The sequence below is a fragment of the Gordonia sp. NB41Y genome (assembly GCF_030718915.1).
Lineage (GTDB): Bacteria > Actinomycetota > Actinomycetes > Mycobacteriales > Mycobacteriaceae > Gordonia > Gordonia desulfuricans.
Genome location: NZ_CP132196.1, coordinates 510885 through 524070, shown reverse-complemented (window position 1 = coordinate 524070; position 13186 = coordinate 510885). Strand labels below are relative to the sequence as shown.

11 protein-coding genes are annotated in these 13186 nt (G+C 69.9%); 6 read left to right on the top strand and 5 right to left on the bottom strand.

Going from position 1 to position 13186, the window contains the following annotated elements:
- Positions 1-15 precede the first annotated feature (15 nt).
- Both Q9K23_RS02175 and Q9K23_RS02170 read right to left on the bottom strand, forming a co-directional pair.
- Complete coding sequence (locus Q9K23_RS02175; protein WP_020791615.1) at positions 16-1035, bottom strand: glutamate ABC transporter substrate-binding protein; 1020 nt, start codon at positions 1033-1035, stop codon at positions 16-18.
- Position 1036: 1 nt separating this feature from the next.
- Positions 1037-1765, bottom strand: a complete 729-nt coding sequence (locus tag Q9K23_RS02170; protein ID WP_187343514.1) for an amino acid ABC transporter ATP-binding protein — start codon at positions 1763-1765, stop codon at positions 1037-1039.
- Positions 1766-1955: 190 nt separating this feature from the next.
- Between Q9K23_RS02170 and miaB the strand changes: the two genes are divergently transcribed.
- Positions 1956-3539, top strand: a complete 1584-nt coding sequence (gene miaB / locus Q9K23_RS02165) for a tRNA (N6-isopentenyl adenosine(37)-C2)-methylthiotransferase MiaB (RefSeq protein WP_020791616.1) — start codon at positions 1956-1958, stop codon at positions 3537-3539.
- Positions 3533-4195: a hypothetical protein gene (locus Q9K23_RS02160; RefSeq protein ID WP_020791620.1), complete on the top strand. Its 663-nt coding sequence runs from the start codon at positions 3533-3535 to the stop codon at positions 4193-4195. Before miaB ends, Q9K23_RS02160 begins: the two co-directional genes overlap by 7 nt.
- A 455-nt stretch (positions 4196-4650) precedes the next feature.
- Here Q9K23_RS02160 and Q9K23_RS02155 read toward each other — a convergent pair whose 3' ends face one another.
- Complete coding sequence (locus tag Q9K23_RS02155; RefSeq protein ID WP_053776424.1) at positions 4651-6045, bottom strand: DUF349 domain-containing protein; 1395 nt, start codon at positions 6043-6045, stop codon at positions 4651-4653.
- A gap of 254 nt (positions 6046-6299) precedes the next feature.
- Between Q9K23_RS02155 and Q9K23_RS02150 the strand changes: the two genes are divergently transcribed.
- From Q9K23_RS02150 to hflX, 4 genes are all read left to right on the top strand, one after another.
- Positions 6300-7115 carry a hypothetical protein gene (locus tag Q9K23_RS02150; RefSeq protein WP_305950377.1) on the top strand — a complete coding sequence of 272 codons (816 nt, stop codon included), beginning with the start codon at positions 6300-6302 and terminating at the stop codon, positions 7113-7115.
- Positions 7112-8038, top strand: coding sequence for a tRNA (adenosine(37)-N6)-dimethylallyltransferase MiaA (gene miaA / locus Q9K23_RS02145; RefSeq protein WP_305950528.1), 927 nt, complete (start codon positions 7112-7114; stop codon positions 8036-8038). Before Q9K23_RS02150 ends, miaA begins: the two co-directional genes overlap by 4 nt.
- 73 nt (positions 8039-8111) lie before the next feature.
- Positions 8112-9047, top strand: a complete 936-nt coding sequence (gene dapF / locus Q9K23_RS02140; RefSeq protein ID WP_053776425.1) for a diaminopimelate epimerase — start codon at positions 8112-8114, stop codon at positions 9045-9047.
- 44 nt (positions 9048-9091) lie between these two features.
- Positions 9092-10651, top strand: coding sequence for a GTPase HflX (hflX, locus tag Q9K23_RS02135; RefSeq protein WP_082365732.1), 1560 nt, complete (start codon positions 9092-9094; stop codon positions 10649-10651).
- 106 nt (positions 10652-10757) lie between these two features.
- Here the strand turns inward: hflX and Q9K23_RS02130 are convergent, their stop codons facing one another.
- Positions 10758-11018: an HPr family phosphocarrier protein gene (locus Q9K23_RS02130; RefSeq protein WP_053776426.1), complete on the bottom strand. Its 261-nt coding sequence runs from the start codon at positions 11016-11018 to the stop codon at positions 10758-10760.
- Between the two features lie 67 nt (positions 11019-11085).
- Positions 11086-13182 (bottom strand): fructose-specific PTS transporter subunit EIIC, encoded by a 2097-nt coding sequence (locus tag Q9K23_RS02125; RefSeq protein ID WP_305950376.1) that lies wholly within the window; start codon positions 13180-13182, stop codon positions 11086-11088.
- Between the last annotated feature and the right edge of the window lie 4 nt (positions 13183-13186).

Sequence of the window (13186 nt, the reverse complement as noted above, 5' to 3'; positions counted from 1 at the left end):
TGTGTTCACCTCGATTCAGCTCAGGCCCGCCGGGCACGGCGTGGGGGTCGTGGTCGGATCGGTGATGCTCTCGACTGTCTCGACACTCGGGGAGGGGAAGAACTTGTACTGGGAGTCGTGCTCGGCGCGGGCGATCATCTCGTCGACGTAGGCGTTGCCGATGGCCTCGCGCAGGGCCTTGTCCCAGGCTCCGGTCTCGATCATCTTCTGGAGCGCCTTGTTCACCGCGACCACGGCGTCGGGGTACTGCTTGGCCATGCCGATGCCGTAGTTCTCCTTGGAGAACGGGGTTCCGGCGGTCTTGAGCACGTCCTTGACGCAGGCGTCCTTGGGGTAGGTCATCCCGACGATCTTGAACTCGCCCGGGTAGAAGTTGGCGTAGCCGGCGAGGATCACCTCGTCGGTGGTCATGGCGTCGACCTTGCTCCGGCGCAACGCCTCCACACACGAGGAGTACGAGTCGTACTCCTGTAGCTGCACCGACGGCAACTGCGCCTTGACGTTCTGTGCGGGCGTCGAACCGGTGACCGAGCAGAGCTTCTTGTGGCCGGTGTCGAGGTCGGTGAGCGAGGTGATCGAGTCGTCGTCGGAGCGGACGAGCAGACCCTGGTAGTTGATCAGGTAGGGCCCGGCGAAGTCGACCTTCTTGGCGCGGGCTGCGTTGATCGAGTAGGTGGCGGCGATCATGTCGACCTCACCGTTGTTGATCAGCGTCTCGCGCTGCGCCGACGGTGTCTCGCGCCAGGTGATCTCCGGGTGTCCCACCCCGAGCTCGTCGGCGATGTGGTTGACCACGTAGGTCGACACCGACGGATCGAAGCCGGTCACCGTCTTGTCGGGATTGCGGATGCCGAGACCGGGCTGGTCGTACTTGGTGCCGAGGGTGACCTTGCCGCTGCGTATCGACTCGATCAGGTTGCGGGGTTCGGTGTTGCCGCAGGCGGTCAGGGTGGCCGCGAGCAGTGCCCCCACCACCACGATCAGACCGACGACACCCCTGGTCCTGGTGCGGCTGGTGTTCGGTGTGCGCCCCATGTCAGTGGCCCAGGATCTTGCCGAGGAAGTCCTTGGCCCGGTCGGTCTTGGGATGGTCGAAGAAGGTGTCCGGGTCGGTGTCCTCGATGACGGCACCGTCGGCCATGAAGATCACCCGGTCGGCGGCCTGGCGGGCGAATCCCATCTCGTGGGTCACCACGAGCATGGTCATGCCCTCCTTGGCCAGCGACACCATCACGTCGAGGACCTCGTTGACCATCTCCGGGTCGAGGGCCGAGGTGGGCTCGTCGAACAGCATGATCTTGGGGTTCATCGCCAGTGCGCGGGCGATCGCGACGCGCTGCTGCTGACCACCCGACAACTGGGCGGGGTACTTGTCCTTCTGGCTGGCGATGCCCACCCGATCGAGGAGCTCGAGGGCGCGGGCGTTGACCTCGGACTTGCCCTGTTTGCGCACCTTGGTGGGTGCCAGGGTGACGTTCTGCAGGATCGTCTTGTGGGCGAACAGGTTGAACGACTGGAAGACCATCCCGACGTCGGCGCGCAGCCGGGCGAGGTCCTTGCCCTCGGCGGGCAGCGACTTCCCCTCGATCCGGATGTCGCCGGAGTCGATGGGTTCGAGCCGGTTGATGGTGCGACACAGCGTCGACTTACCCGAACCCGACGGGCCGAGGACGACGACGACCTGGCCCCTGGGCACCTCGAGATTGATGTCCTTGAGGACATGCAGTTCCCCGAAATGCTTCTGTACGTCCTTCATCGCGATCATCGGAGGAGCGGTGGCGGTGGCCGACGGCTCCGGTACCTGGGTCGGTGATCCGGTCATATTCTCCAGACCCTAGCGAGTCCACCCGGTGGCGTGCTGGTTAACGACACGCACTTTTTCTCCGATGTAACCGAATCGGCGCATGCGGTGACCCGACGAGGCGATTTGCGTACGCCACGTACCCTGGATCGATGTGAGCATCTCCCTGTCCGAGCCGGCTGTCGGCGCCGACGAGCGCACCGGCTCGGTGCGCAGTTATCAGGTCCGAACCTACGGCTGCCAGATGAACGTGCACGATTCCGAGCGCATCGCGGGTCTCCTCGAAGACGCCGGGTACGTGCGGGCCGACGCCGACGACGACGCGGACCTGGTCGTGTTCAACACCTGCGCCATCCGCGAGAACGCCGACAACAAGCTGTACGGCAACCTCTCGCACCTCGCCCCGGTCAAGCAGCGCCGCCCCGGCATGCAGATCGCCGTCGGCGGCTGCCTCGCCCAGAAGGACAAGGACGTCGTCCTCAGTCGCGCCCCGTGGGTGGACGTGGTGTTCGGCACGCACAACATCGGTTCGTTGCCGGCCCTGCTCGACCGGGCCCGCCACAACGAGGCGGCACAGGTCGAGATCCGCGACGCCCTCGAAGCGTTCCCGTCGACCCTGCCGGCCAAGCGTGACTCCGCCTACTCCGGCTGGGTGTCGGTGTCGGTCGGCTGCAACAACACCTGCACGTTCTGTATCGTCCCGTCGCTGCGCGGCAAAGAGGTCGACCGTCGCCCGGGCGACGTCCTCGCCGAGGTCCAGGCGCTCGTCGACGCCGGTGTGCTCGAGGTGACCCTGCTCGGCCAGAACGTCAACGCCTACGGGATGTCCTTCGCCGATCCGGATCAGCCCCGCAACCGCGGCGCGTTCGCCGAACTGCTGCGCGCCTGCGGCGACATCGACGGCCTCGAACGCGTGCGGTTCACCTCGCCGCATCCGGCGGAGTTCACCGACGACGTGATCGAGGCGATGGCCCAGACCCCCAATGTGTGCCCGCAGCTGCACATGCCGCTGCAGTCCGGCTCGGACCGCGTGCTGCGCGCCATGCGCCGCAGCTACCGGCGCACCAAGTTCCTCGGCATCCTCGAGAAGGTGCGGTCGGCGATGCCGCATGCGGCGATCACCACCGACATCATCGTCGGCTTCCCGGGTGAGACCGAGGAGGACTTCGCCGAGACCCTCGACGTGGTGGCGCAGGCCCGCTTCTCCAGTGCCTTCACCTTCCAGTACTCGCCGCGCCCGGGTACACCGGCCGCGACCATGGCCGATCAGGTGCCGCCGGAGGTGGTCCGCGACCGCTACCAGCGTCTGATCGCGTTGCAGGAGAGCATCTGTCTGTCGGAGAACCAGGCGATCGTCGGCCGTGAGGTGGAACTGCTGGTGACCGCCGACGCGAACCGCAAGTCCGCCGACGCCCATCGCATGACCGGACGCGCCCGCGACGGCCGTCTGGTGCACTTCCGGCCGGGCGAGTTCGCCCCGGCAATCCGTCCGGGCGACATCGTCACCACCGTGGTGACCGACGCCGCACCGCACCATCTGATGGCCGACGCCGGGATCGGCACGCATCGGCGCACGCGCGCCGGTGATGCCGTGGAGGCCAGCCGGACCCCCACCACACCGCCGGTCGGTGTGGGACTGGGCATCCCCGGCATCGGCCCGAGTACTTCCGTCGCCACCGGCGGCAGCTGCGAATCCGGGGGCTGTGGTGTGCCCGCCGGGGAAACGAGGACATGGTGAGCGACAGCGACGAGACCAATCGGGGCGAGGACGGCCGGGCAGATCTCGCCCCCGCCGATGCCCTGGCCGGATACGAGAAGGATCTGCGCCGCGCCGAACGCAAGGTCGCCGGTGAGATCGACCCCGGTGCCCGCGGCATCGTCGTCGCGGTGGCAGTGCTGGTGGCGATGGTGTCGTTGGTGCTGCCGCACACCGGGTCGGCCAACGGCCTGGATGTGCTGACCATGTCCCCGGATGCGATCACCGAGCGTGTCGCGATCACCTCGCGGGTGTTCGTGTGGCTCGTGGTGGTCTTCGGCATCGGGTTCTCGATGCTGGCGCTGCTGACCCGACGCTGGGTCCTGGCCTGGATCGCCCTGTGCGGCTGTGCGATCGCCTGTGTGGCGGGCATGCTGGCCTGGTGGACCCGCAACACCCCCGGTGTGGGCGGTGTGGAACCGCCGTCGGGTGTGGGCGTGGGTCTGATCCTGGGCTGGATCGCGGTCTTCGTACTGACCTTCCACTGGTCGCGGGTGGTCTGGGCGCGCAGCAGCTACCACCTGGCCCTCGAACAGCAGCGTCGCCAGGAGAACGCGGCCCGCGAGGCGGCGACCCTGAGTCTCTACAAACGCCTCGACGCGGCCGCGGAAGCGGCGAAGAACGACGACAAGGACTGAGTTCCGACCCGCTGGGTGTCCGACCATCTCTGAGGTGGTCGCCTGCGGTGTTCGGCCTGCGGAGATTTCGACACGTCTCGTCGCTGCGCTCCTCGTCGGCTCGATCAGCGTTGGGGGTGCCCGCCGTTGGAGGTGGTCGCCCCGGGTGTTCGGCGTGCGGAGATTTCGGCACGTCTCGTCGCTGCGCTCCTCGTCGGCTCGATCAGCGTTGGGGGTGCCCGCCGTTGGAGGTGGTCGCCCCGGGTGTTCGGCGTGCGGAGATTTCGGCACGTCTCGTCGCTGCGCTCCTCGTCGGCTCGATCAGCGTTGGGGGTGCGCGGTCGCTTGGTGACGGTGATCGGCTGAGGAGACGGTGTCGCTGTCTGATGCCCGCCGTCGGGGGTGCGAGGCCGGTCGGACGCACTCGGCCCCGAGACCATGTGGTCTCGGGGCCGAGTGCGTCGGAGTACGGGGTGTCAGCGGTCGGCGATCGCGCTCTGCGCGGCCTGCGCCCACTCCTGCCACTGGGAGGCCTGCTCGCGCAGCTTCTGCGCCTCGCGGCCCTTGCCACGCTCGTCGGCCTTGCGGGCCTGCTCCTCGAGCTGGGCGGCGCGATCGGCGAACTGCGCCGCACGGGCCAGCGCCTCGGGATCGGTGCGCTGCCACTGGGCGTTCTCGGCGTCGCGGATCTTCTTCTCCAGGCTGCGCGCACGCCCCTCGAGGGAATGCATCTGCTCGCGCGGCACCTTGCCGATCTCGTCCCACCGGTCCCGGAACTCCCGGAACTCGCGGCGTGCGGCCTCGAGATCCGGGGCCGCCCCGATCGACTTCTCGGCGGCGTCGAGCAGCTGCGCCTTGGCCTCGCCGTTCGCGGTGAACTCGGCGTCGCGCTCGGTGGCGACCGCATTGCGGGCGGCGAAGAACACGTCCTGAGCCGCCTTGAATCGCTGCCACAGCGCCTCGTCGGCGTCGCGGGGCGCCCGGCCGGCCGCCTTCCACTCGGTCAGCAGATCGCGGAACTTGCCCGCGGTGGGACCCCAGTCGGTGGACGACGAGAGCGCCTCGGCCTCGGTGATCAGTTCTTCCTTGCGGGCCTTGGCCCCGGCACGGACCCGGTCGAGCTCGGCGAAGTGCGCGCCGCGCCGACGATTGAACGCATCGCGTGCCTTGGCATACCGCTTCCACAGCACGTCGTCGGTCTTGCGGTCGATGCCCTTGATCGACTTCCACTCGTCGAGGATCGCGCGCAGGCGATCGCCGGCCACCTTCCACTGGGTGGAGTCGGCGCCGATGCTCTCGGCCTCGGCGGCCAGCTCCTCCTTGCGGGCGATCGCCGCCGACCGGGCCTGTTCCTTCTCGGCCTTGAGGGTGTCGGCGACCTCGTCGGCCGCACCGACGATCTTCGACAGTCGCTTCTCGAGCGCGTCGATGTCACCGATCACGGCGGCGTCGGGCAGCGAATCGAGCAGGTGCTTCGCGGCGAGCTGGGACTTCTTCGGGTCACCGGACCGGGCGGCGAGGCGTTCCTCGAGGATCTCGACCTCGGTGGCCAGGTCGTCGAATCGCCGGGCGAAATGCGTCAGACCGTCCTCGCGGGAGCCGGCCTGCCACTCGCCGATCCGGCGCTCACCGGCGGATGTGGTCAGCCAGACCACGCCCTCGTCGTCGATCCGGCCGTACCGATGCGGGTCGGTGGCCTGCACCGGGATCGGGGTGACCGGCCCGGCAGGTGCCGGCCGTGGCCGTGGACCCGGTTTGGGTCCGGGTTTCGGGCCCGGACGCGGTGCCGGGGAGGTCCCGGATTCCGACGTGGTCGCCGGTGCCGCTGTGTTCTCGGCGTCCGTGCCGTCGGTGTTCTGTTCTCCGGTCATCGCAGGTGCCCTCCCGCATCGTGGTTGCCGCGCGTCACGGCTGCCGGTCACTGTCGTGTCCCGGCCCGCACCGATGTGCGCCGGGATCTTCCCCATTCAAGCAGCCCAGCGGCAGTTATGGGGCCACAGCCGGGCAATGTCGTCTCTCCGGTGGGTCGTCGCAGGTGTGCTACTCGGCGGCCGCGGGTGTTCGACGAGGCTGCCGGGGGACGCTGCCGAGCGATCGTGCGGCCGGGTCGACTAGCGTCGTTGACGTGCTTGCGTCCGTGGTCTTCGTCCCCAGCGCGCCCCTACTGGTCCCCGAACTGGCCGGTCCCGAGGCCACCGACACGGCCCCGGTCCGCGATGCCGTGCTGGCCGCGGTGACCGCTGCGACCCCGGGCGTGTCGTCCTGGATCGCGATCGGTGCGGCCGACGAGGGGACCGGCGCCATCGACGGTGTCGGTCATGCAGATCCCGACGGTCCCGATCCCGACGGTGCAGATCTCGACTGTGCGGATCGGGCACGGATCGACGCGGGTCAACCGGCGAGCGGGACGTTCGCGCGCTTCGGGGTGGACCTGTCGGTGCGCCTGAGCACCCGTGGCGTGCCGACCGCCCCCGGGCCGCTCGATCCCTGCCTGCCGTTGTCCATGCTGATCGCCGGCTGGTTACGCGGGCAGATGGGTGTCGAGTCGATCCGGCCGGTGACGGTGGCCCCGGCCGCGGATCCGGCCCACTGCGCCGACATCGGCGCCGCACTCGCGTCATGTGTCGACTCCGATCCGGCCCCGGTGGGCGTGCTGGTCGTCGGCGACGGCGCCACCGCCCTGTCGGCCAAGGCCCCGGGCGGCGGACTGCGTGCGGAAGCCGTTGCGTTGCAACAGGACATCGACGGAGCCCTCGGTTCGGCCGATCGTGGTGCGCTCGCCCGTCTGACCGATGCGGACTGCCGCGACGTGGGCGTGGGCGGCCGGCCCGCATGGCAGGTCGCCGCGGCGCTGGTCGGTGATCGTCCGGTCCGCAGCGATGTCCACTACGCCGGCGCGCCGTTCGGCGTCGGCTATGTGGTCGCCACGTGGACGCCGTGAGCCCGGTGACCGGCCCGGTGCCGGTGGCCGTGGTCGGTCCCACCGCGGTCGGCAAGTCCGATCTCGCGCTCGACCTTGCCGAGGCGCTCGACGGGGAGATCGTCAACATCGATGCGATGCAGCAGTACCGCGGCATGGACATCGGGACCGCGAAACTCCCGCCGGCGCAGCGGCGCGGCATCCCACACCACCAGATCGACGTCCTCGACGTCACCGAGACGGCGACCGTCGCGCAGTACCAGGTGGCGGCGACCGCCGACATCGAGAGACTGCGTGCGGCCGGCCGGACACCGGTGATCGTCGGCGGGTCCATGCTCTACATCCAGGGGTTGCTCGACGACTGGCGGTTCCCGGCCACCGACCCGCAGGTCCGCGCACGCTACGAGGCGCTGCTCACCGAGATCGGGGTGGGCGCGCTGCATCGTCGGCTCGCCGAGGTCGATCCGGCCGCGGCCGCGGCGATCCTCGACACCGACGGCCGACGGATCGTGCGGGCCCTCGAAGTGGTGGAGATCACCGGGCAGCCGTTCGCGGCATCGGCGCCGGTCATCGGCGAACCCCGGTGGGGCACCAGGATCCTCGCGCTCGACCGGGAGACCGCCGAACTCGACGAGCGGATCGCCCGCCGTACCCGGGCGATGTTCGCCGACGGTCTGGTCGACGAGGTGGCCGCGCTCGCCGAGATCGGCCTGCGCGACGGTGTCACGGCCCGCCGGGCGATCGGCTACGCCCAGGTCCTCGCCGCACTCGACGGCGAGTACGACCTCGCGCACGCCGAGGAACTCACCTTCATCGGGACCCGACGCTACGTTCGCCGCCAACGGCGCTGGTTCCGTCGCGATCACCGGCTGATCTGGCTCGATGCCGCCGTCGGCGACCTCACCGCGCGCGCCGTCGCCGCACTCGGCGATCCACCTGCCTGACGCCCTCGCCGAACCGCCGGTCCAGGCGAGGCGGGCGCGCGGCCGGCGGCGCTCGGCTCGCTACCCTGGTGGGGTGAACAGCGATCAGGCGTGGGAGTTCGTCAAAGGCCACGGCACCCAGAACGACTTCGTGATCCTCACCGATCCGGCCGCCGAACTCGACCTGCCCACCGAGGTGGTCGCCGCGATCTGTGACCGGCAGCGGGGGATCGGCGCCGACGGGTTACTGCGCGTCGCCCGTGCCGGCGCCCTGGTCGCCGCGGGCACCCTCGCCGCGCTGCCCGCCGGGGTGTCACCCGACGACTGGTTCATGGACTATCGCAACGCCGACGGCTCGATCGCCGAGATGTGCGGCAACGGGGTCCGGGTCTTCGCCCACTACGTCCGCGCCACCGGACTCGCCGGCACCGACGAGTTCACCGTCGGCTCGCGTGCCGGGGCACGGCCGGTGATCGTGCACTCCTTCGATACCCAGGACGCCGACGTCAGCGTGCAGATGGGTCCCGCCCGGCTCGGCGTGGACTCGTCGGTCACCATCGGGTCCGACCTCTACCGCGGCATCGCGGTGGACGTGGGCAACCCGCATCTGGCCTGTGTGGTCCCCGGCCTCGACGCCGATGCCCTGGCCGCGGTCGATTTCGGCACGGGCGTACAGATCGATTCCCAGGTGTTCCCGCACGGCACCAATGTCGAACTGCTCACCGTCCCCACCGAGGCCGACGGCCGCCTGCACGCCCGGATGCGGGTCTTCGAACGCGGTGTCGGCGAGACCCGCAGCTGCGGAACCGGGCTGGTCGCCGCGGCCGCCGCGGGCTTCGCCCACCGCGGGGAATCGACCGGTGAGATCACCATCGACGTGCCCGGCGGGCGCGTGCAGATCCAGATCCTGCCCGACGACGCGTGGCTGCGCGGGCCGTCGGCACTGGTCGCCGACGGACGCTTCCGACCCGGCTGGACCGCCACCGCGATCCCCGCCCCGGAGGTGACGGCCGGTGCCGTCGGGGACTAAATCAGGTGCTCGACGACGTTGATCCATGCGACCATGGAAGGCGTATGACGACATCAACTCATCTTTCGAACACCGACGGCCCCGACCGCGACGACGTCCGGAACCCGGACACCGCTGCGCATGACTCGTCCGATCCCGGCCGTTCAGACCCCATCGATCGAGATACCGCCCTGGCCGGTCTGCACGGGCTGACCACGCACCGGGCCGACGATCCGACCACCGGTGAACTCCAGCTCTCCGACCGTGCATCGCTGCAGCGTGTCGCGGGCCTGTCCACCGAGCTCACCGACGTCACCGAGGTCGAGTACCGACAGCTACGCCTCGAACGCGTGGTCCTGGTCGGCGTGTGGACCACCGGTACCTCCGCCCAGGCACACGCGGCCATGACCGAGCTGGCCGCCCTCGCCGAGACCGCGGGCTCGCAGGTCCTCGACGCGGTGATCCAGCGGCGCCAGACGCCGGACCCGGCCACCTACATCGGTTCGGGCAAGGCCGAGGAGCTGCACGACATCGTCGGCTCCACCGGCGCCGACACCGTGATCTGCGACGGTGAGCTCACCCCCGCACAGCTGACCGCCCTGGAGAAGGTGGTCAAGGTCAAGGTGATCGACCGGACCGCCCTGATCCTCGACATCTTCGCCCAGCACGCCACCTCCCGGGAGGGCAAGGCGCAGGTGTCGCTGGCGCAGATGGAGTACATGCTCCCGCGTCTGCGTGGCTGGGGTGAGTCGATGTCCCGGCAGGCCGGTGGTCGCGCCGGCAGCAACGGCGGTGTGGGCCTGCGTGGTCCGGGTGAGACCAAGATCGAGACCGATCGCCGTCGTATCCGCGAACGGATGGCCAAGCTGCGCCGCGAGATCCGAGAGATGAAGACCGCGCGGCTGACCAAGCGCGCGGCCCGTCATCGTGGGTCGGTGCCGCAGCTGACCGTCGCCGGATACACCAACGCCGGCAAGTCGAGCCTGGTCAACGCGATGACCGGCTCCGGTGTGCTGGTCCAGGATGCACTGTTCGCCACCCTGGACCCCACCACGCGCCGCGCCACCCTCGACGACGGCCGCGAGGTGGTCTTCACCGACACCGTGGGCTTCGTGCGGCATCTGCCCACCCAGCTCGTCGAGGCGTTCCGCTCGACTCTGGAAGAGGTGGTCGACGCCGATCTGCTGTTGCACGTCGTCGACGGCAGCGACCAGTTCCCGCTCGAACAGATCGCCGCGGTCCGCCAGGTGATCAACGAGGTGGTCGCCGAGGACGACGCCACCCCGCCACCGGAACTGCTGGTGATCAACAAGATCGACGCCGTCGACGCGCTGCGCATGGCCGAACTGCGGGCCGCGGTCCCCGGTGCGGTATTCGTCTCCGCCCGCACCGGCGAGGGACTGCCGGAGCTGTTCGAGCGCGTGCGTGACCACGTGCGCCGCTCCGACGTGGAGCTGACCCTCGCGGTGCCGTTCACCCGCGGCGACGTGATCTCCCGCATCCACCGCGAAGGGGAGGTGCTCTCGGCCGAACACGACGCCGACGGCAGCATCCTGCGCGTGCGGGTCCCCGAGGCGCTGGCCGGTGAACTCGCCGGCCTCGCCGTCGAGCCCGCCGCCACCTGAACCGAGGGTCCGGCGAAACCGCGCCGAACCCGCACCGACGACGAAGGCCGCCCATCCGGGAGAACCCGGGTGGGCGGCCTTCGCGTCTCGGCCGGCCGCGCGTCCGCTACTCGGCGTCGAGATCCTTGGCGACCAGCTCGGCGATGGTCGCCAGGACCTCCGCGTCGTCGGCGCTGACCACGATGTTGGTGCCCTTCTCGGCGCCCAGGGTCATGATCATCAGCGCGGAGCCCGCATCCACGGGTTCTCCGCCCTCGAGCGAGAGGGTGACGGGGACGGCTGCGCCGGCAGCGGCGTCGGCGATGATGGTGGCGGGACGGGCGTGCAGACCGACGGCCGATCCGACGGCAACGGTGGTGCTGGGCATGGTTTCTGACTCCTCGGGTGGAAGGGATCGAGCGAATTGACGGTGATGGTTCGGGGCGGGTGATCGATCAGGCCGGCACCGCCTCGAGATCCGGGGCGGACACCGCAGCACGAGTGTGACCGAACTGCTTGGCCGCGATCACGCACACCGCCGACAAGAGTGTGCCCGCCGCCAGGGCGACGAGGAACCACCACCAGGCGTTCATCGCGAAGAACACGAAGATGCCGCCGTGCGGTGCCCGCAGCTCGACGCCGAAGGCCATGATCAGGGCGCCGGACAGGGCGCCACCGGCCATCATCGACGGGATCACGCGGAAGGGGTCGGTCGCGGCGAACGGGATGGCGCCCTCGGAGATGAACGATGCGCCCAACAGCCATGCGGCCTTGCCGTTCTCCCGTTCCGGCTCACTGAACAGTCGCGGCCGCAGCACGGTGGAGGCCAGGGCGAGGGCGAGCGGCGGGACCATACCCGCGCACATCACCGCGGCCATGATCTCGTACTGCGCGGCTCCGGCGGTGGCGGTGTCGGCGATGCCGGCGGTCGCGAACAGGTAGGCGGTCTTGTTGACCGGTCCGCCGAGGTCGAAGCACATCATCAGGCCGAGCACGATACCCAGGACGATCGCCGACCCGCCGCTCATGCTGTTGAGGCCGGAAGTCATCTGCTCGGTGATCCATGCCAGCGGCTTGCCGAGGAACATGAACAGCACCGCGCCGATGATCATCGAACCGAACAGCGGGATGATCACCACAGGCTGCAGGCCACGTGCCCACTGCGGCAACGGGATTCGAGAGATCCACAGGCACACGACACCGGCCAGCAGGCCGCCGATCAGGGCGCCGATGAAGCTCGCGCCGACGGCCAGCGAGACCAGGCCGGCGACGAATCCGGGTGCGATACCGGGACGGTCGGCGATCGCGAAGGAGATGTATCCGGCGAGTACCGGGACCGCGAGTCCGAGGGCGAGGTTGCCGATCGCGAAACTCACCGCACCCAGATACTGGCCCAGTCCGCCCGGCGGCAGATCCCAGAGACTGCTGTGCAGTGCGTAGTAGGTGGCATCGCTCATCGACGAGTCGACGACGCTGTTGGCGATCTCGTATCCGGCGAGCAGGAAGCCCAGGGCCATCAGCAGACCGCCGGCCGCGACGAACGGGATCATGTAGCTGACACCGGTCATCAGGGCCTGCTGGGTGCGCTTGCCCAGGCCGGGTTCACCCGACCCGGTGGCCTGCCCGTCCGCCTCGTCACCGTCGCCACCGCGGACGACGGCCGCATGCGGGTTGCCGGCTGCGGCGACCGCCTCGGCGATCATGGTGTCGGGCTCGTTGATCGCACGCTTGACGCCCGAGGCGATCACCGGCTTGCCGTGGAAGCGGGCCTTGCCCTTGACGCCCACGTCGGTGGCGAAGATGACCGCATCGGCGCCGGCGATCACGTCGGAGGTGAACGGGGTGGTGCCCGACGAGCCCTGCGGCTCCACGTGGAAGTCCACCCCGGCGCGTTCGGCGGCGTAGCGCAGGGCGTCGGCGGCCATGTAGGTGTGTGCGATACCGGTGGGGCAGGCGGTGATCGCGACGATCGACAGGCGCTTGTCGGCGGCCGGCGCGTCCGAGGTGGCGGGTGCGGTGGCCGCAGCCGGGGCGGACTCGACCGGTGCCGCCGGGGCGGCGGCTGCGGGCTCGGCTGCGGGCTTGGCTGCGGGAGCCGCCGGGGAGATGGCCTCCTCGACCAGGGCGACGATGTCGGCGTCGGTCTTCGCCGCCCGCAGTGCGGTGACGAAGTCGGGGCGGACGAGCGCGCGGGCCAGTGAGCTGAGCAGCTTCATGTGCTCGGATGCGCCGCCCTCGGGTGCGGCGATCAGGAAGACCAGATCGGCGGGGCCGTCGGGAGCGTCGAAGTTCACCGGTGCCGACAGCCGGGCCATCGCCAGGCTCGCCTGCGTCACCGAGGCGACCCGCGCATGAGGGATGGCGATGCCGCCGGGGAGGCCGGTGGCCGACTTGGCCTCCCGGGCCAGGGCGGCGTCGGCGAGCTCGCGGACGTCGGTGGTGCGTCCGGCGGCGCCGAGCTGTTCGGCGAGGTGGGTGATCACCGACGACGGGTCGGGACCCGCGTCGACGTCGAGGCTCACCGTGGCGGCGGTGATGATCGGTTCGGACATCGGT